The organism is Alexandriicola marinus, assembly GCF_004000435.1.
Classification (GTDB): domain Bacteria; phylum Pseudomonadota; class Alphaproteobacteria; order Rhodobacterales; family Rhodobacteraceae; genus Alexandriicola; species Alexandriicola marinus.
The window spans coordinates 1-17,374 of the sequence record NZ_RBVZ01000015.1; the positions used below are offsets into that span (position 1 = coordinate 1).

Below are 17,374 nucleotides of genomic sequence, written 5' to 3' on the forward strand. Positions count from 1 at the left end.
GCGCGGCCTTGGCCACGCCCATGACGTTGTAGAACGGCGTGACCCGCTGCGAGCCTTCGTAGGTCAGTGTCAGGATCGTTCCACCATCTGTCATCAGGGGGCGGGCACGGCGTGCCACTTCGATCAGGGAGTAGCAGGAAATGGTTAGGGAATTGCGAAAGTTCTCGCGGCTGGTGTCGATGAACCGGCCCGTCAGTTCCGTCTTGTCGGAAAAGGCGATCGCGTGAACCAGGAAATCGAGCCTGCCCCATTCGGCCTCCAGCAAGGCGAACGCGGCGTCGAGCGAGGCATCGTCGGTCACGTCGACATCGACCAGAAGATCGGACCCAACGCTTTCTGCAAGCGGTTTCACACGTTTGCCGAACGCCTCACCCTGGTAGGAAAAGGCAAGCTCGGCCCCGGCGTCGGACATCGCCTTGGCGATCCCCCATGCGATTGACCGGTCGTTTGCAACCCCCATGATGAGGCCGCGCTTGCCATCCATCGAAAGTGCCATCGCGGCCTCCTGTATTGTTCTAGTCTGCCCGGTAGCGGGACAGCAGCATCGATCCGTTCGTGCCGCCGAAACCGAAGCTGTTGGTCATCACGGTATCGAGGCCCGCGTTGGCAACCAGTTCCGTGGCGATTTCCTGCGGTTTCAGGGCCGGGTCAAGCGTTTCGACATTGATCGACGGGGCGATGAAATCGTCCTTCAGCATCAGCAGGCAATATACCGCTTCCTGCGCGCCGGTGGCGCCCTGACTGTGGCCCGTCATCGACTTGGTCGAGGAAACGGGCGGGGTGCTCCCCTCCCCGAAGACGCGGCGCACGGCCTCGATCTCGCCCACGTCGCCGACCGGTGTGGATGTGCCATGGGCGTTGATATAGCTGACCTTGCGATCCGCAGGCAGGGTGTTCAGCGCCAGCCGCATCGCCCGTTCGCCGCCTTCGCCGGAGGGCGCGACCATGTCATGGCCGTCGGATGTCGCGGCAAAGCCCGTGACCTCGGCATAGATATGCGCGCCGCGCGCCAGGGCCCGGTCAAGCGCCTCGAGCACGACGATCCCGCCGCCGCCGGCGATCACGAACCCGTCGCGATCCGCGTCGAACGCACGGGAGGCCTTCTGCGGCGTGTCGTTGAACTTGGAACTCATCGCGCCCATCGCGTCGAAGAGGCACGACAGGGTCCAGTCCAGCTCTTCACCGCCGCCTGCGAACATAACGTCCTGCTTGCCCATCATGATCTGTTCGGCGGCATTGCCGATGCAATGCAGCGACGTGGAGCAGGCCGAGGTGATCGAATAGTTGATGCCCTTGATCTGGAAGGCGGTCGACAGGTTCGCACTGATCGTCGACGACATGCATTTCGGAACCGCAAAGGGGCCGATCCGCTTTGTGGCCCCTGTCTTGAGAACCGATTGATGGGCCGCGAGCATCGCCGAGGTCGACGGACCGCCCGATCCGGCGATCAGGCCCGTCATGGGATGCGAGACCTCGTCCGGGCCAAGACCTGCATCGGCAATCGCCTGTGTCATCGCGATATGCGCATAGGCGGCACCCGGGCCCATGAAGCGCATGGTCCGCTTATCGACATGGTCGGCCGGATTGATCTTGAGCGTTCCGGCGATCTGGCTGCGAAACCCGTGTTCGGCCATCTCGGGTGAATGCTCGATTCCCGACCGCCCAGCCTTGAGCGCGTCAGCGACTTCGTCCGCAGAATTTCCCAAGGGTGACACGATACCCAAACCGGTGATGACGACGCGGCGCATGCGGCCTCCCATTCAAATTGTTGCCTCGTGTGTAGGTCATGGGGGCGGGGAAGGGCAAGGCAGGCAATTCAAAGGGTTTCCGGAGGCGCGTGCCGGATGATCGTGATGCCTTCGGCCTCGGTCGGGGGCACAAAGTGCGCGACCACCCCGTCGAATTGCGCGGGCGTCACGTTGAAGGGATGGTCGCCACGCGCCCGGCGCGCGGCCAGGCGGATGCGGCACAGATCGTCAGGCACATCGAGATAATGCAACTTGCATTCGACCCCCGCCGCATCGGCAAGGCGGCGCATCCAGAGGCGCGCCTCGACGGTGTTTGCATGAAAATCGAGGATGACCGAAAGACCGCGCTCCAGCAGTGCCACGACATGCGGGCCGACCGCATAGCGCAACTTGTCGGAGCATCGCACGAAATCGGACAGCGTCGACATCTCTTCACCATAAAGGGCGTCGAGCCAGACATCCTCCGAAAGCGCGATCGTCCCGGCGTCCCTGCTCAATTCGGCGCAGAGGGTGGATTTGCCGGCCGCTGGCTTGCCGCACAGGCAATGCAGGACTGCCGGTTCCACGGCCATTACCGCAATCCGGCGATCGGAGACGTCTGTGCCTGTCGCATGTCTGGCCGCAACCTCCGGTCAGCTTTCGCTTAGCGCGACCTTCATGTCCTTGACCTGATAGATCACCTCGCCATCGGCTTCGACGATGCCATCCGCAACGCCCATCGTCAGGCGGCGGGTTTGCATGGCCTTGGTGAAATCCACCTTGTAGGTCAGCATCTTGCGGTCCGGTCGAACCATCCCCGTCAGTTTGACTTCACCCACGCCAAGCGCATAGCCGCGGCCTTTCCAGCCGCGCCAGCCAAGGTTGAACCCGGTGAGCTGCCACAGGCCGTCGAGGCCAAGGCATCCCGGCATTATCGGGTTTCCGGGGAAATGACATTCGAAGAACCACAGGTCCGGCGTTATGTCGAATTCGGCCACCACATGGCCCTTGCCATGCGCGCCCTCGTCACCGCTGATGTCGGTGATGCGGTCCATCATGAGCATCGGGGGGAGGGGCAATTGAGCATTGCCGGGCCCGAACAGTTCGCCCCGGGCACATTTAAGAAGGCCGTCCTTGTCGAACTGGCGCGGATATTCTGACATCTGCGAGGGGATCCGTTCCGTTGTTTCATCCGTTGGCTACGTCTTTTGCGTCTAGCACCCGAATTCCGGCAAGGGCAAGTCCGGCGGGGTTTCGGGCGATTGCCGGATTCGTGCTGCGACAGGATGCCCCGATCCCTAGATCGGCTGTTTGCCATTGAAAATTCAGGGCATAGCGGCATATCTTGTGATCATGGAACAGGTTTCATCGACGAACGATTTGGCCGGACGACGCGGCGAGGAATGGTTGGGCGCCGCCGGGCTTCGCCCGACGCGGCAGCGGCTTGCCTTGGCAAGGCTGCTTGTCGGCGACGGAGAGGATCGTCATGTGACGGCCGAAACCCTCTATGAGGCGGCGTCTCGAAGCGGGGAGCCTGTGTCCCTTGCCACGGTCTACAACACCCTGCGGGCCTTTTGCGACGTGGGCCTGATGCGTGAGATCACGGTCGACGGCACCAAGAGCTATTTCGACACCAATGTCTCTGACCATCCGCATTTTTATTGGGAAGACAGTGCCGTCCTCACCGATGCCCCGGCCGAAGAACTCGAGATTCGTCGACTTCCCGACCTGCCCGAGGGCGCGGAACTGTCATCTGTCGATGTTGTGATCCGGCTGCGGCGAATCTGATCAGGCTGATCGGTCGCCTCGTCAGACGAACACTCTAGGTCTGTCTCGAGTTGTTAACCTTGAGGGGTGAAACTCGAACCATGACACAAGCAAGCCATTCCACTGTGCCAGACGGCACGTATCTCTTCACGCTTGGCCTGAAGGATCGGTCCAGCACCCTGCTCGTGGATCGGGCCGGCCTCTTGCGGACCGTCATCGCAGAAGTGCAGCAAGAACGGCCATTCGCCATCGACACGGTCGTTATCCTGCCCGACAGGATCCATGCCATCTGGACGTTGCCCGAGGGGGATACCGATTATCTGACCCGATGGGCCGCGATCAAAAGCAGGTTCGAACGGGCGCTGGCGGGCTCGTCACTAGTGCCGGATACAATCTGGCAGCAGCGCGTCAAGGCGTTCGCAATCCGAAGCCCGGCCGATCTTGAACGTCACAGGAAGACCTGTCTTGCGGGACCCGTGGACGCGGGGCTTGTCGATCGGCCGTCCCGCTGGCCGCATGCCTCTTTCCACGGTCCGCGTGCCACCCGTCAGGCGGCCTGACCCGGGGGTGGGTGTCAGCCGTTTTGGCTCAGAACCATTGCCCGGGCTCCATCAGCCCAAGGTCGAGCAATTGCTGCGAATGCCATTCGAACGGTGCGGAATTGTACCACTGGAATGTCTCGATGTCGAAGGTTGACCCGGGATTGCGCTTGAGGGCCTTGGCCGTCCTGAACGAGCAGATGGCGGCCGTCAGGTTGTTGTGCCAGGGGCAGGAATAGGTGTTGTATTCCGGGTCGGTAAAGGTGTGATCCGGCCTGAGGTGAACACCCTTGCGGGCCTTGAAGACCGCAACCCGGTCGATGCGGCGCCGGGGCAGGGGGACATGCTCTTCGAAACGCCACCGCAATCCTCCGAAGAAATCAAGCTGTCGTTCCTCGGGATCCTGGGTTCCGGGTTTGTGTCGCGCCAGCGCGTAATAGCCCGACTTGTCCAGATGCGCATCGTCGAGAGACACCGCACTGGGGTTGGCCCAGAGATCGCCAGCATAAAGGTCGATCACATAGGTCAGGACGGTGTCGCGCCGTTCTTCGTTGTTGAAGGTGATCATCTCGCCGACCGTCCGGTGTTCGCAGAACGGATAAAAAAGGTATTCGGCGTTGTAGCAGTAATAAAGCCATTGCCCGTCGGCCAGATCGATCACCGGATTGATGATCCTGCACAGCGCCCCGTCGGCCAGCACGTCGGTATCGACCCGGATGATCCGGTCGCTGACCGGAACGCCGGTCTTCAGTTCGGGATTGGCGAAGACGATGATCCGGCGAAACCCCGCATCGACGTGATGGCGGATCGACGTGTCGAGTTCGACCTCATCTTCGGCCAGAAGGAGCGCAATCGGTCCCTTCGCGACCAGATCGCGCCCGGAAGAAAGGAACGCATCGAGGCTGTCGTAGTGCATCTTTGGCGGCCCAGTCGTCAGAGGTGTCTGTTCGGCAGGTCGGAACGCAATGTCGCCCGGCAAGACCGGAGATTCGGTTAATTCCGGGTCCATTGCAAGTGCAGGCCCGAGTGCGCTAGATACCCGTCGTTTGCCGGACCAAGGAAACCGCTGCCATGACCGACCAGCCCAGAAAGCTTTTCATCAAGACATACGGCTGCCAGATGAACGTCTATGACAGCGAACGGATGGCCGAGGCGCTGGGCGGGCAGGGCTATGAACAGACGCAGGATGTGTCCGAGGCCGACATGGTCCTGTTCAACACCTGTCACATCCGGGAAAAGGCAGCCGAAAAGCTGTATTCCGATCTGGGCCGGCTCAAGGGCCAGAAGGCCATGAACCCCGACCTCAAGATCGGGGTCACGGGCTGTGTCGCGCAGGCCGAGGGCGAAGAGATCGTGCGCCGGATGCCGATGGTCGATCTGGTGGTCGGACCGCAGAGCTATCACCGGCTTCCCCAGATGGAACAGGCCGTGCGCGCGGGCGGCCGCGCCATCGACACCGAGTTTCCCGAGGATGACAAGTTCGAGACGCTGAGATCCCGGCCGCGCATGGCGCGGGGCCCGACCGCGTTCCTGACGGTGCAGGAGGGCTGCGACAAGTTCTGCGCCTTCTGCGTGGTGCCCTATACCCGGGGGGCCGAAGTCTCCCGCCCCGCTGAACGGATCGAGACCGAGGCCCGGGGCCTGGTCGAGGCGGGCGTGCGCGAAATCACGCTTCTGGGGCAGAACGTGAATGCCTATCACGGTGGCGAGGGCGGGCTTGCCGGCCTGATTTCCCGACTTGCCCGGATCGATGGGCTGGATCGGATCCGCTATACGACGAGCCATCCCAACGACATGGATGAGGCGCTGATCGCCGCCCACGGCGAAGAGCCGAAGCTGATGCCCTATCTGCATCTGCCGGTTCAGTCGGGAAGCGACCGTATCCTCAAGGCAATGAACCGCAAGCACACTGCCGAAAGCTATCTGAGGTTGATCGAGCGGATCCGGGCAGCCCGTCCCGATATCCTGATGACATCGGATTTCATCGTGGGCTTTCCCGGGGAGACCGAGGATGATTTTCAGGCCACGCTCGACCTTGTGGCCGAAGTTGGCTACGGCGCGGCCTATTCCTTCAAATATTCGGCGCGCCCCGGAACCCCGGCTGCCGAGCGCGAGACGGTTCCGGTTGATGTGATGGACGACAGGTTGCAGCGATTGCAGGCGCTCTTGTCGGCACAGCAGACCGCGGCCCAGGAGGCTATGGTCGGACAGGTGACCACCGTGCTGTTCGAAAAGCCCGGCCGCAGGCCCGGGCAGTGGGGCGGCAAATCTGAACATCTTCATGCAGTTCATGTGACTGCGGCCGATGACCTGCGCGGACAGATTCGCCGGGTCCGTATTACCGAGGCCGCCCCGCATTCCCTCGGCGGAGAGCTGATCGGGAGTTGACCGTCCAAATCTGCAAATGAGGCGGAAATGTGGCAACAATGCGGCGATCGGGTAGGCATTGTTAGCTTCAACACCACAATATCTAGGCGAAATCGCTTTCATTGTGGCGCCAACCGGGTAACAATGTGTTCATAAAAGCGTGTGTGACGGCTTTTTTGCCCGTCAAACGACTGGAACGAGTGATTGCAGAGGACAATAGACTGTCATGAGAACAGGGAAGAACAGATTGCGGGCCGCCCTTGGGGGAGTGGCGATCGTCGCGCTGGGGGCCATGTCGATCGCGGCGCCCGTTGCGGCGCAAGAGCAGGTGCGCGAGATTTATGAGCCCACGATCTGGATCGATCCCGATGGGTGCGAACACTGGGTCATGGATGACGGCGCCGAAGGTTACATGTCGCCGCATCGCGACCGCGAAGGCCGCCCGGTCTGCCACCGGAGTGAGATTTGCGGCGTTCTGCCGACGGACCAGTTGTTCGCCACTGATCGCTGGCACATTGGCCCGCATAATCGCGCCAATCTTCAGCAGTTCTTCCGCAGCGCGAATGCCTTTGGCTTCCTGATCTATGGCCACACCGACAGCCGCGCCTCGGATGAATACAATATCCGGCTTTCGAACAACCGCGCCAACGCGGTTGCCGAGATCGCGCAATCTGCAGGTGTTCGCGTCGTCGATGTGCGTGGCTTTGGGGAACGTCAGCCTCGGGCGACGAACCACACCGCCGAAGGCATGCAGCAAAACCGCCGCGTCGAAATCTACTGCCTGCGTTGAGGAGCCCGGATATGAAACTGGTTAAAGTAATGTGCCTGGCTTCCGCCGGATTTGCGCTGGCAGCCTGCGAAGGGGGCGAAGGCTTCATCGAGATCGGCCCGGACAAGACGGTCGACCGCGGGATCAACGCGCACCATCTGTCGACCCTCGTGGCCGGCATCTGGGTCGATCCCAACGGATGCGACCACTGGATCATCGACGACGGTGTCGAGGGCTACCTGTCCGAGCGCCTGACGCCCGATGGTAGGCCGGTCTGCTCGGGGGTGGCGCCGCCCACATCGGTCGTCGGCCCGTTCCAGGAAGGCACGTTCATTCCCGATCCGCTTTGATCGCGGTGAATTTTACATCGAAAGACCGGGGCCACGGTTCAATCCGTGGCCCTTTGTCATTTTGTCATCCCGGCATGGGACAAGGTGACTTGCGCTTCGGGGCGCGCGTTGACAGTTTCATGATATCGGTGCCGACTTGGCCCGACCCAGACAGGAGTAGTTATTGACCATCTCTGTTCTGACTGCCGATACCCAGACATCTGGCGCCGCCCTGGAATTTCCGGACAATTTCCTCCTGATCGACCTGTGCGGCGAATATGATCGGAACCTGACCGCGATCGAAAGCACGCTTGGCGTTCAGATCCTCAGACGTGGAAACCAGCTCTCCGTGATCGGCGAACCCGGCGCCCGGGCGATGGCGGCCGATGTTCTCAGCGCGCTATATCAGCGGCTAGAGACCGGGAAACCGGTCGAGCCTGCGGACGTGGATCGCGAATTGCGCCTTGGTGCTGCGGCACGCGAGGCCTCTGGCGGGGCCGACAGCCAGATGGAGATGTTCAAGGGTGGCGAGGAGCGGGTCGAGATCAAGACCCGCCGCAAGCTGGTGGAGCCGCGCACCGAGGCGCAAAAGGCCTATGTCCGGGCCTTGTTCGACAACGAACTGGCCTTCGGGATCGGCCCCGCGGGAACCGGCAAGACCTATCTTGCCGTGGCCGTGGGGGTGTCGATGTTCATCGGCGGCCATGTCGACAAGATCATTCTCAGCCGCCCTGCCGTCGAAGCGGGCGAAAAGCTGGGCTACCTGCCCGGCGACATGAAGGACAAGGTCGATCCCTACATGCAGCCGCTTTACGATGCGCTGAACGATTTCCTGCCCGGCAAGCAGCTGGCCAAGATGATCGAGGAAAAGGTGATCGAGATTGCGCCCTTGGCCTTCATGCGGGGCCGGACGCTCAGCCGTGCCTTTGTCGTCCTTGACGAAGCTCAGAACGCAACCTCCATGCAGATGAAGATGTTCCTGACCCGTCTGGGCGAAGGGTCGCGCATGGTGATCACGGGTGACCGGACGCAGGTCGATCTGCCGCGCGGGGTTGCCTCTGGTCTGGCCGATGCCGAACGATTGTTGCATTCGATCCCGAAGATCAGTTTCAACTACTTCACCGCGAAAGATGTCGTGCGTCACCCGCTCGTCGCGGCGATCATCGAGGCCTATGACAAAGACGCGGAGCGGGGCTGACCCTCAGTGAACGTCGATTGCCTGATCGAAGAGCAGCTTTGGTCCGCCGCCGGGATCGAAACGATCGCCGCGACCGCGGCCGATGCTGTCGCGGCACATCTGAACCTTCGGCAAAGCGGGCTCGAGATCAGTCTTCTGGCCTGCAATGACGCCCGGATCGCCGATCTGAACAGCGACTTTCGCGGCAAGGCGGTGCCGACCAACGTCCTGTCATGGCCGTCCGAGGATCGCAGTGCCGAGGTGGCCGGCGCGCAGCCCCACGCCCCCGTCGATCCCGAGCTGGGCGATATCGCCATCGCCTACCAGACCTGCCTGCGCGAGGCCGATGCGGGGGGGCGGACGCTGACGGATCATGCGACCCATCTTGTCGTTCACGGCATTCTGCATCTTCTGGGCTATGACCACGAACGTGACGCCGATGCGACCCTCATGGAGGGAATCGAAACGGAGATACTTGGAAAATTGGGGATTGAGGACCCATATGCGATTATTGTGTGATTCGCGGCCACGTGACCGCGACGGATGGAGCAAATGAACGACACCAGTAGTGGGCCGCGCACGGCCGAGACGCCACGCGGCAACGACCCCGACGAGGGCGAGTCTAGAAGTCAGAATTGGGGCCTTTTCGGCCGTGCGATCGGCGTAATCTCCGGGACACAACCCTATTCGGCAAAACCCGACACCTCCCTGACATCATCAGACACGACCCGGCCCGGGCTTCTGAACCTGCGTAGGATGCGTGTGGATGACGTGTCGATCCCCAAGGCAGAGATCGTCGCCGTTCCGATCGGGACAACCCAGGATGAATTGGTCAAGGTCTTCCGCGAAAGCGGTCTGACACGGATACCTGTCTTCGAGGGAACGCTCGATACCCCGGTCGGCATCGTGAATCTCAAGGATTTCGCGCTGCGTTTCGGCTTCAACGGCAAGCACGATGATTTCGACCTGCGCAACATCCTGCGGCCGCTCCTTTATGTGCCGCCGTCGATGCCGCTGGGCGTTCTGCTGCAAAAGATGCAGGCCGAACGCATCCATATGGCGCTCGTGATCGATGAATACGGCGGGACAGACGGCCTTGTCACGATCGAGGATCTCATCGAACAGGTCGTCGGTGAGATCGAGGATGAACACGACGTCGACGAGGCCACCTCCTTTATCGAGGAACGTCCCGGCTGCTGGTTGGCGCTGGCTAAGACGCCGCTCGATGAATTCGAGCCGGCCATCGGTATGAGCCTGACGAACCACGAGGAAATCGACGACGAAGAAGTCGAGACGCTGGGCGGGCTGGCCTTCATGCTTGCGGGCCATGTGCCCGCCCGCGGCGAGGTGATCCGCCATCCCGATGGACCGGAATTCGAGGTGATCGACGCCGACGCCCGACGCATCAAGCGGCTTCGCGTTCGTCTCAACCCGGTCAAGGAGATGCCCCAGAAGGCCGCTGAATGACGCCAACGACGCGGGTCGCGTCGCGGCTGTCAGCCATGCGGGCGATGCCGCGGGGAGCGATCTATGCACTGCTGGGGGCATTTGCCGGACTGGGTCAGAGCCCATGGGGCTTTTGGCCATTGATGCTTGTTGCGCTGGGCCTTGCGTTTTCGGTCGCGCGACACGAGACGCGCTTGCGCGGTGCGATCTGGGCCGGTTGGGCCCTTGGTGCGGGATACTTCGCACTGACGTTGCATTGGATCGTTCAGCCGTTCCTTGTCGATGTTGCTCGCCATGGCTGGATGGCGCCTTTTGCCTTGGTGTTCATGGCCGTGGGGGCGGGCGCGTTCTGGGCCGCCGCATTTGGACTGGCACACAGGCTGGCGCGCGGGTCCAGCCTTCTGGCGCTTGTCGCGATGCTGGCGCTGGCCGAACTGGCGCGGGCGTTGATCCTGACGGGATTCCCATGGGCGCTGATCGGCCATGTCTGGATCGGGACGCCGGTCGCACAATTGTCGGCGATCACGGGCCCGCACGGGCTGACCCTGCTGACGCTGGCGCTGGCCGCGGGTATCGCCGCTGCCGGACTTCGGTTGTGGCTGGCGCTGCCCGCGCTTGTGCTGGCATCGGGGTGGATCGCCTTTGATCCGGGCCCGCCCATGGGCCTCAGCGAGGATCGGCCCCTTATCCGGATCGTGCAACCCAACGCCCGGCAGGACCTGAAATGGCAGCCCGGGATGGCAGACGTCTTCTTTGACCGGCTGTTGAACCTCAGCGCCGGTGATCCGGCGGGCCCTGTTCCCGATGTGACGATCTGGCCGGAAACGGCTGTGCAATGGCTTCTGGAACAAGCCGAAATGCGCCTTGCCCTCGCAGCCGACCTGACCGGAAGCCCCGTTGTGACCGGGATTCAACGCCGCGAGGGTCGGCGGTTTTTCAACAGCCTTGTCGTCGTCGACCCCGATGACGGCCTCGTCGACCTGTATGACAAATGGCATCTCGTTCCATTCGGGGAATACATGCCCTTTGGCGAGTTGATGGCCCGATTCGGTATCCATGGCCTCGCAGCGAGCGAAGGCGGCGGCTACACCCCGGGCACCGGTCCGGCGCTTGTCCGGATACCGGGGATCGGCTCCGCGCTGGCACTGATCTGCTATGAGGGCATCTTCGCCGAAGAAGTGCGCGCCGCGCCAAATCGTCCCGATTTCCTTCTTTTGTTGACGAATGATGCCTGGTTCGGGAATTGGGCCGGGCCGGAACAGCATCTGGCGCAGGCAAGGCTGAGGGCGATCGAGCAGGGGCTTCCTCTGGTGCGGGCGGCCAATACCGGCATCTCGGCCATGATCGACAGCAAGGGCCGAATCCTTGGTGAAATCGCCCTGAATACCGAAGGCACACTTGACCTCGTGTTGCCGGAACCGGGACAGCCCACATTTTACTCCAAACTGGGGGACTGGCCCGTGGGCTTGTTGCTGATCTTCCTGATTGCCGGGGCTTTCTATGCGGCGAGGCGGGATTGATGTTGACCCGGTGAGCGGCAGGGCATAGCCCCGTTGCGATCTCCGTCACAACGGCTTCCTGGCGTGGCGGAAAATTTCAGTGGAGCGACCCCTCATGTCACGACAAGACTATATTTTCACCTCGGAATCCGTTTCCGAAGGGCACCCCGACAAGGTGTGCGACCAGATTTCAGACGCCATTCTCGATGCGTTCCTGAGTGAACAGCCAGAGGCCCGCGTGGCCTGCGAAACCTTTGCCACGACGAACCGCGTCGTGATCGGTGGCGAGGTCGGCCTGTCCGATCAGGACCGGCTCAAGGAATTCATGGGCCATGTCGAGGGAATCACCCGCGACTGCATCCGCGATATCGGCTACGAGCAGGACAAGTTTCACTGGAAAACCTGCGAGATCACGAACCTTCTTCATGAACAATCGGCACATATCGCACAGGGCGTGAACGCGGCCGACAACAAGGACGAAGGGGCCGGCGATCAGGGCATCATGTTCGGCTATGCCACGAACGAGACCGATGCGCTCATGCCCGCACCTATCCAGTTCAGCCATGCGATCCTGCGCCGGCTGGCCGAGGTGCGAAAGAACGGCACCGAGCCGGTTCTGGGCCCTGACGCCAAGTCGCAGCTGTCGGTCATCTACCGTGATGGCAAGCCCGTGGGCGTGACCTCGATCGTGCTGTCGACCCAGCACCTTGATGAGGACATGACCTCCGACGACGTCCGCGCCGTGGTCGAGCCCTACATCCGCGAAGTTCTGCCCGAGGGCTGGATCAGCGCCGACACCGCCTGGCACGTCAATCCGACGGGCAAATTCGTGATCGGCGGGCCGGATGGTGACGCGGGTCTGACGGGCCGCAAGATCATCGTCGACACCTATGGCGGCGCCGCGCCGCACGGTGGTGGTGCGTTCTCCGGCAAGGATCCGACCAAGGTCGACCGCTCGGCGGCCTATGCCGCGCGCTACCTTGCCAAGAACGTGGTGGCGGCAGGCCTGGCCGAGCGCTGCACGATCCAGCTCAGCTACGCGATCGGCGTGTCCAAGCCGCTGTCGATCTATGCCGACACCCACGGCACCGGCGAGGTCGATCCCGCGGCGATCGAACGCGCGATCGATCAGGCCATGGATCTGACGCCGCGGGGCATCCGCACGCATCTGGGCCTGAACAAGCCGATTTACCGGCGCACGGCGGCCTATGGCCATTTCGGGCGCGAGCCCGATGCCGATGGCGGGTTCAGCTGGGAACGGACCGATCTGGCCGAGGCCCTGAAAAAGGGCCTCTGAGCCAGCAGACCGCGACAAAGCCGGGCCCGCCGCTTGCAACGCGGCGGGCCCGTGGCTATTCGGCGCGGCATGACTGACCGCACCCACAAATCCGGCGCGCCTTGGCGCAATTTCCATGGCCGTATCCACGGCAAGACGCTCAACCGTCGCCAGCAGGACATGCTGGAGACGGATCTGGGGCATTTCTCGCCCGGGCCTGTCAGTTGGGAAGAGAACCCCGATCGCACGCCGCTCGATCTTGCGGGCCTCTTTCCCGGCAAGGATGAAATCTGGCTTGAAATCGGTTTCGGCGGCGGCGAGCACATGGTCGCGATGGCCGCCCGGTATCCGGGGATCGGTCTGATCGGGGCGGAACCCTACGTCAACGGCGTGGCGCAGCTTCTGGGCAAGATCCGCGAGGCGGAGGTGCAGAACCTCGCGATCCATGCGGGAGATGTCCGTGATCTTTTCGACGTGATCCCCGATGGCAGCATCGCGAAAGCCTTTCTCAATTATCCCGACCCATGGCCCAAGGCGCGCCATCACAAGCGCCGCTTCGTGACGCCGCAATATCTTGAACCGCTGATGCGGGTTCTTGCGCCGGGCGCGGAATTTCGGGTGGCCACCGATATCGAGGATTACGTGCGCCAGACGATCGAGGAAGTGCCCGCCGCGGGATTTGCACGCGTCGACCACCCGATGGACGAGGCCTGGTCCGACTGGCCCTCGACCCGGTATGAGCAAAAGGCCCTTCGCGAAGGGCGGCCGCCGCATTACCTGACCTGGCAAAAGCCTGTCGACTGACGCAATTTGCCGGCCGAACCGCACAGGAGCGTGGACCCTCCCCCGGTGCTCGTCTAGAACGCGCTGCAAAAGCACCTAACGAGGTAGGACATGTCTTCGCACGGCGATCCGATTCCGATGACTTCGCGCAAGACGCGCAACCTGCGTGGCACGGCACATGTGCCCGGTGACAAGTCCATCTCGCACCGGTCCCTGATCCTTGGCGCGCTCAGCGTCGGCGAGACGACGATCGACGGCTTGCTCGAAGGGCAGGACGTGCTGGACACCGCGTCGGCGATGCGGGCTTTCGGGGCCGAGGTCACCGATCACGGCGGTGGACGTTGGTCCGTTCACGGCGTGGGTGTGGGCGGATTTGCCGAACCCGATCAGGTGATCGATTGCGGAAACTCCGGCACGGGCGTCCGGCTGATCATGGGGGCGATGGCGACGTCGCCCATCACGGCGACATTCACGGGCGACGCCTCTCTCAACAGCCGCCCCATGGGCCGGGTGACAGACCCCCTCGCACTGTTCGGCGCGCAATCTTACGGGCGCGAGGGTGGCCGTCTGCCGCTGACGATCGTGGGGGCGGCCGATCCGGTGCCCGTGCGCTACGAGGTGCCGGTTCCCTCGGCGCAGGTGAAATCGGCCGTGCTTCTGGCCGGGCTCAACGCGCCGGGTCAGACCGTCGTCATCGAGAAAGAGGCGACGCGCGACCATACCGAACGGATGCTGGCTGGCTTCGGTGCGGAATTGTCGGTCACCGAAGAGGATGGCAAGCGCGTCATAACACTGACCGGGCAGCCGGAATTGCAGCCGCAGTCGATCATCGTTCCGCGGGATCCGTCCTCGGCGGCGTTTCCGGTCTGTGCGGCGCTGATCGTCGAAGGGTCGGACGTACTGGTCCCGAATATCGGGCTCAATCCGACGCGGGCGGGCCTGTTCTATACGCTTCAGGACATGGGTGCAGACCTCGTGTTCGAGAACCCGAGGGAAGAGGGCGGCGAACCCGTGGCCGACCTGCGTGCCCGGTTCTCGCCCGACATGAAGGGCATCGAGGTCCCGCCAGACCGCGCGGCAAGCATGATCGACGAATATCCCGTCCTGTCGGTCGTTGCGGCCTTTGCCGAGGGCAAGACCCATATGCCCGGCGTGAAGGAGCTGCGCGTCAAGGAAAGCGACCGGATCGATGCCATGGCGCAAGGCCTGCGCGCGGCAGGACTGACGGTTGATGAGGGCGAGGATTGGTGGACGGTCCACGGGTTGGGTCATGGCAAGGTGCCCGGTGGCGCCACGGTGGAAAGCAGGCTCGATCACCGCATCGCGATGTCGTTCCTCGTGTTGGGCATGGCGAGTGAACAGCCGGTGAAGGTCGACGATGCCGGTCCCATTGCAACATCGTTCCCGATCTTCGAGAGGCTGATGGCCGATCTTGGGGCGCGGATCGAACGGGCCAACGGATGACGGCACGGGGAAGCTGCCTTTGTGGATCGGTCACCTTTGAAATCGCGGGTGCTCTTGGCCCCGTGGTTGCCTGCCATTGTGGCCAATGCCGCAAGATGAGCGGTCACTACGTGGCCGCAACCGTGATCGACGGTGCCGACATCACGGTGAGCGGTGCGATCAGCTGGTATCAATCCAGCGACCTTGCGCGCCGTGGATTTTGCGGCACTTGCGGATCGACCCTGTTCTGGGATGGTCCGGGCCCCGAACTGGCCGTCATGGCCGGCAGCCTCGATGGTGATCCCGGGGTCGGCATGGCGGGCCATATCTTCTGCGCCGACAAGGGGGCGTATTACGACATCACCGATGGCTTGCCGCAGGCGGCCGACGGACATCTGTGCGAGGGTCGGGCATGAGCTTTACAGTGGCCATCGACGGGCCCGCCGCGGCGGGCAAGGGCACGATATCCAAGGCGGTCGCGGCGCATTTCGGCTTTGCCCATCTGGATACCGGTCTGCTCTACCGTGCCGTGGGCGCCCGGGTCAGGGACGGGGCCGAGCCGATTGCCGCCGCAAAGGCTCTAAGGGCCGAAGACCTCGAGGCTGGCGATCTGCGCACGCAGGCCGTGGCCGATCAGGCTAGCCGTGTCGCGGTCATCCCCGAGGTCCGTGCCGCGCTTGTCGATTTTCAGCGCAGCTTTGCCCGGCGCGCCGGCGGCGCGGTTCTGGATGGCCGGGATATCGGAACGGTGATCTGCCCCGAGGCCGAAGCCAAGCTGTTCGTGACAGCCAGCGCCGAATGCCGTGCCGAGCGTCGTCACAGGGAGCTGACCGAACGTGGAGAGATCCAAAGCTATGACGACGTGCTGGCCGCTGTCCGGGACCGGGACCAGCGGGATCGCGACCGGGCGACCGCGCCGCTTCTTCCGGCGAGCGACGCGGTGCAGCTGGATACCAGCGACCTGTCGATTGACGAAGCCGTCGCCCGCGCCATCGAGATCGTCGCCCGGCGTCGCGGACCGGAATGACCGGGCGCGCGGTCGACCTTGCCTCATGGCCTCGTGCCGAAGCATTCCAGCTGTTTCGGAAATATGACCGGCCGCATTATGCCATAACCGTCCGGATCGACGTGACCCGTCTGATGACCGAACGCAAGGCGGCGGGCGTGTCGCCCTATCGCGCCGCCCTTTACGCGATCGGGGCAGGCGTGGATGCGGTGCCGGAATTGCGGATGCGGTTCCGGGGTGAGCGGGTCACTTTGTATGATCGGGTCGAGATGTCGATGTCCGTGCCCCGGCCTGACGGCAGTTTCGGATATGGCTATCTGCCATTTCAGCCGGGCTTCGCGGCATTCGATCAGCTTGCGCAGGACAGGATCGCCGTGGCGCGCGATGCGACCGATATGGGCGCGAATGCGGGCGAGCGGGATGACCTCGTCTATCTCTCGTGCTTGCCGTGGCTCGATTACACATCGCTCAACAATGCGCTGCCCGGACCCGAGGACTGCATTCCGCGCATCTCATGGGGCAAGATGGTTGCAGAGGGCGATACCTGGTCCATGCCGATGACGATCGAAGTGCATCACGCGCTGGTCGATGGGGCGCATGTCGGCGCCTTCTTCGATACCGTGGCAGAGACCTTCACCACACTTTGATGGTCGCTCCCGAAGACGTGCTTTCCCGATGACGGGGTGTTCGGTCTAGGCTGACCCCAGCCCCGAGCAGGAGAGCCCCATGATCCGACGTCTTGCCGCCGCCCTGATCCTGACCGCGCTGCCCGCCTTCGCGCAGGAGGCCGAGCCGCCGATGACGGCAGAGCGGTTGATCCGGATCGCGATCGCCCTTGATCCGGAGGCGCGGGTGGCGGGGCCGGGACTCGAAATGACGATTTCCGATGTGCCGATCCTGATCGTGATGGACCCGGGTGCCAACAGGATGCGGGCGATGGTGCCCATCGCCTCGGCCGACGGGTTGGACGCGGACGATCTTTTGCGGATGATGCAGGCGAATTTCGACAGCGCGCTTGATGCGCGTTATGCCGTGGCCAATGGCCGGGTCTGGGGTGTCTTCCTCCATCCGCTGGCCGAGTTGGAACGCGATCAGCTGATTTCGGGTCTGGCGCAGGTGGTCAGCGTGGCCCAGACATATGGCACCTTCTATTCCAGCGGCGCCGCCCAATTCGGGAGCGGCGACAGCGCGCGAATGCATCGAGAGCTGCTTGAGGACCTGCTCGACAGGGGTGAGGCGCTCTGAC

General features: G+C 63.0%; 21 protein-coding genes and 1 riboswitch. Of the genes, 16 read left to right on the top strand and 5 right to left on the bottom strand.

Annotated elements, in window-relative coordinates:
• The 4 genes from EP376_RS20405 to fabA all read right to left on the bottom strand — a co-directional run.
• Nucleotides 1-496 (bottom strand): enoyl-ACP reductase FabI (locus tag EP376_RS20405; protein ID WP_127657363.1); only part of this gene is annotated, 496 nt, incomplete at its 3' end.
• Between the two features lie 19 nt (nt 497-515).
• Nucleotides 516-1,748 (bottom strand): beta-ketoacyl-ACP synthase I, encoded by a 1,233-nt coding sequence (gene fabB, locus EP376_RS20410; RefSeq protein ID WP_127657364.1) that lies wholly within the window; start codon nt 1,746-1,748, stop codon nt 516-518.
• 68 nt (nt 1,749-1,816) lie between these two features.
• On the bottom strand, nt 1,817-2,320 hold the full coding sequence (locus tag EP376_RS20415; protein ID WP_127657365.1) for a P-loop nucleotide/nucleoside kinase family protein: 504 nt from the start codon (nt 2,318-2,320) through the stop codon (nt 1,817-1,819).
• 60 nt (nt 2,321-2,380) lie between these two features.
• Entirely contained in the window at nt 2,381-2,890 is a 510-nt protein-coding gene (gene fabA, locus EP376_RS20420) for a bifunctional 3-hydroxydecanoyl-ACP dehydratase/trans-2-decenoyl-ACP isomerase (RefSeq protein ID WP_127657366.1), read from the bottom strand.
• A 190-nt stretch (nt 2,891-3,080) separates the two neighbouring features.
• Here fabA and irr point away from each other — a divergent pair, with 190 nt between their 5' ends.
• On the top strand, nt 3,081-3,515 hold the full coding sequence (gene irr, locus EP376_RS20425; RefSeq protein ID WP_127657367.1) for a Fur family transcriptional regulator Irr: 435 nt from the start codon (nt 3,081-3,083) through the stop codon (nt 3,513-3,515).
• An 80-nt stretch (nt 3,516-3,595) separates the two neighbouring features.
• Nucleotides 3,596-4,054 (top strand): REP-associated tyrosine transposase, encoded by a 459-nt coding sequence (locus EP376_RS20430; RefSeq protein WP_127657368.1) that lies wholly within the window; start codon nt 3,596-3,598, stop codon nt 4,052-4,054.
• 28 nt (nt 4,055-4,082) lie between these two features.
• Here EP376_RS20430 and EP376_RS20435 read toward each other — a convergent pair whose 3' ends face one another.
• Nucleotides 4,083-4,949: a hypothetical protein gene (locus EP376_RS20435; RefSeq protein ID WP_127657369.1), complete on the bottom strand. Its 867-nt coding sequence runs from the start codon at nt 4,947-4,949 to the stop codon at nt 4,083-4,085.
• Between the two features lie 155 nt (nt 4,950-5,104).
• Here EP376_RS20435 and miaB point away from each other — a divergent pair, with 155 nt between their 5' ends.
• From miaB to EP376_RS20505, 14 genes are all read left to right on the top strand, one after another.
• The gene (gene miaB, locus EP376_RS20440) at nt 5,105-6,421 is read left to right on the top strand and encodes a tRNA (N6-isopentenyl adenosine(37)-C2)-methylthiotransferase MiaB (RefSeq protein WP_127657370.1); all 1,317 of its coding nucleotides are present in this window, start codon (nt 5,105-5,107) and stop codon (nt 6,419-6,421) included.
• Between the two features lie 205 nt (nt 6,422-6,626).
• Nucleotides 6,627-7,190, top strand: a complete 564-nt coding sequence (locus tag EP376_RS20445; protein ID WP_127657371.1) for an OmpA family protein — start codon at nt 6,627-6,629, stop codon at nt 7,188-7,190.
• A gap of 11 nt (nt 7,191-7,201) precedes the next feature.
• On the top strand, nt 7,202-7,519 hold the full coding sequence (locus EP376_RS20450) for a hypothetical protein (RefSeq protein ID WP_127657372.1): 318 nt from the start codon (nt 7,202-7,204) through the stop codon (nt 7,517-7,519).
• 163 nt (nt 7,520-7,682) lie between these two features.
• Nucleotides 7,683-8,696, top strand: a complete 1,014-nt coding sequence (locus EP376_RS20455) for a PhoH family protein (RefSeq protein ID WP_127657373.1) — start codon at nt 7,683-7,685, stop codon at nt 8,694-8,696.
• A 6-nt stretch (nt 8,697-8,702) separates the two neighbouring features.
• Nucleotides 8,703-9,194 carry an rRNA maturation RNase YbeY gene (gene ybeY / locus EP376_RS20460; protein WP_127657374.1) on the top strand — a complete coding sequence of 164 codons (492 nt, stop codon included), beginning with the start codon at nt 8,703-8,705 and terminating at the stop codon, nt 9,192-9,194.
• A 33-nt stretch (nt 9,195-9,227) separates the two neighbouring features.
• On the top strand, nt 9,228-10,142 hold the full coding sequence (locus EP376_RS20465; protein ID WP_127657375.1) for a hemolysin family protein: 915 nt from the start codon (nt 9,228-9,230) through the stop codon (nt 10,140-10,142).
• Nucleotides 10,139-11,641 carry an apolipoprotein N-acyltransferase gene (gene lnt / locus EP376_RS20470; RefSeq protein WP_127657376.1) on the top strand — a complete coding sequence of 501 codons (1,503 nt, stop codon included), beginning with the start codon at nt 10,139-10,141 and terminating at the stop codon, nt 11,639-11,641. The genes EP376_RS20465 and lnt overlap by 4 nt, the downstream gene beginning before the upstream one ends.
• Nucleotides 11,642-11,680: 39 nt before the next feature.
• Nucleotides 11,681-11,728, top strand: a riboswitch (SAM-SAH riboswitch).
• Nucleotides 11,729-11,735: 7 nt separating this feature from the next.
• Nucleotides 11,736-12,917, top strand: a complete 1,182-nt coding sequence (gene metK, locus EP376_RS20475) for a methionine adenosyltransferase (protein ID WP_127657377.1) — start codon at nt 11,736-11,738, stop codon at nt 12,915-12,917.
• Between the two features lie 69 nt (nt 12,918-12,986).
• Nucleotides 12,987-13,700 carry a tRNA (guanosine(46)-N7)-methyltransferase TrmB gene (trmB, locus tag EP376_RS20480; protein WP_127657378.1) on the top strand — a complete coding sequence of 238 codons (714 nt, stop codon included), beginning with the start codon at nt 12,987-12,989 and terminating at the stop codon, nt 13,698-13,700.
• Between the two features lie 90 nt (nt 13,701-13,790).
• Complete coding sequence (gene aroA / locus EP376_RS20485) at nt 13,791-15,143, top strand: 3-phosphoshikimate 1-carboxyvinyltransferase (protein ID WP_127657379.1); 1,353 nt, start codon at nt 13,791-13,793, stop codon at nt 15,141-15,143.
• Complete coding sequence (locus tag EP376_RS20490) at nt 15,140-15,538, top strand: GFA family protein (RefSeq protein ID WP_127657380.1); 399 nt, start codon at nt 15,140-15,142, stop codon at nt 15,536-15,538. Before aroA ends, EP376_RS20490 begins: the two co-directional genes overlap by 4 nt.
• The gene (locus EP376_RS20495) at nt 15,535-16,149 is read left to right on the top strand and encodes a (d)CMP kinase (RefSeq protein ID WP_127657381.1); all 615 of its coding nucleotides are present in this window, start codon (nt 15,535-15,537) and stop codon (nt 16,147-16,149) included. The genes EP376_RS20490 and EP376_RS20495 overlap by 4 nt, the downstream gene beginning before the upstream one ends.
• Nucleotides 16,146-16,775 carry a chloramphenicol acetyltransferase gene (locus tag EP376_RS20500; RefSeq protein ID WP_127657382.1) on the top strand — a complete coding sequence of 210 codons (630 nt, stop codon included), beginning with the start codon at nt 16,146-16,148 and terminating at the stop codon, nt 16,773-16,775. The genes EP376_RS20495 and EP376_RS20500 overlap by 4 nt, the downstream gene beginning before the upstream one ends.
• Nucleotides 16,776-16,854: 79 nt before the next feature.
• Nucleotides 16,855-17,373, top strand: coding sequence for a polysaccharide deacetylase family protein (locus tag EP376_RS20505; protein ID WP_127657383.1), 519 nt, complete (start codon nt 16,855-16,857; stop codon nt 17,371-17,373).
• Nucleotide 17,374: the final 1 nt, after the last annotated feature.

What these genes read in the sequence shown, in the direction of transcription:
- fabB (WP_127657364.1), bottom strand. Translation starts at nt 1,748, where the DNA reads ATGCGCCGCGTCGTCATCACCGGTTTGGGTATCGTGTCACCCTTGGGA.
- EP376_RS20415 (WP_127657365.1), bottom strand. Translation starts at nt 2,320, where the DNA reads ATGGCCGTGGAACCGGCAGTCCTGCATTGCCTGTGCGGCAAGCCAGCG.
- fabA (WP_127657366.1), bottom strand. Translation starts at nt 2,890, where the DNA reads ATGTCAGAATATCCGCGCCAGTTCGACAAGGACGGCCTTCTTAAATGT.
- irr (WP_127657367.1), top strand. Translation starts at nt 3,081, where the DNA reads ATGGAACAGGTTTCATCGACGAACGATTTGGCCGGACGACGCGGCGAG.
- EP376_RS20430 (WP_127657368.1), top strand. Translation starts at nt 3,596, where the DNA reads ATGACACAAGCAAGCCATTCCACTGTGCCAGACGGCACGTATCTCTTC.
- EP376_RS20435 (WP_127657369.1), bottom strand. Translation starts at nt 4,949, where the DNA reads ATGCACTACGACAGCCTCGATGCGTTCCTTTCTTCCGGGCGCGATCTG.
- miaB (WP_127657370.1), top strand. Translation starts at nt 5,105, where the DNA reads ATGACCGACCAGCCCAGAAAGCTTTTCATCAAGACATACGGCTGCCAG.
- EP376_RS20445 (WP_127657371.1), top strand. Translation starts at nt 6,627, where the DNA reads ATGAGAACAGGGAAGAACAGATTGCGGGCCGCCCTTGGGGGAGTGGCG.
- EP376_RS20450 (WP_127657372.1), top strand. Translation starts at nt 7,202, where the DNA reads ATGAAACTGGTTAAAGTAATGTGCCTGGCTTCCGCCGGATTTGCGCTG.
- EP376_RS20465 (WP_127657375.1), top strand. Translation starts at nt 9,228, where the DNA reads ATGAACGACACCAGTAGTGGGCCGCGCACGGCCGAGACGCCACGCGGC.
- lnt (WP_127657376.1), top strand. Translation starts at nt 10,139, where the DNA reads ATGACGCCAACGACGCGGGTCGCGTCGCGGCTGTCAGCCATGCGGGCG.
- metK (WP_127657377.1), top strand. Translation starts at nt 11,736, where the DNA reads ATGTCACGACAAGACTATATTTTCACCTCGGAATCCGTTTCCGAAGGG.
- trmB (WP_127657378.1), top strand. Translation starts at nt 12,987, where the DNA reads ATGACTGACCGCACCCACAAATCCGGCGCGCCTTGGCGCAATTTCCAT.
- aroA (WP_127657379.1), top strand. Translation starts at nt 13,791, where the DNA reads ATGTCTTCGCACGGCGATCCGATTCCGATGACTTCGCGCAAGACGCGC.
- EP376_RS20490 (WP_127657380.1), top strand. Translation starts at nt 15,140, where the DNA reads ATGACGGCACGGGGAAGCTGCCTTTGTGGATCGGTCACCTTTGAAATC.
- EP376_RS20495 (WP_127657381.1), top strand. Translation starts at nt 15,535, where the DNA reads ATGAGCTTTACAGTGGCCATCGACGGGCCCGCCGCGGCGGGCAAGGGC.
- EP376_RS20500 (WP_127657382.1), top strand. Translation starts at nt 16,146, where the DNA reads ATGACCGGGCGCGCGGTCGACCTTGCCTCATGGCCTCGTGCCGAAGCA.
- EP376_RS20505 (WP_127657383.1), top strand. Translation starts at nt 16,855, where the DNA reads ATGATCCGACGTCTTGCCGCCGCCCTGATCCTGACCGCGCTGCCCGCC.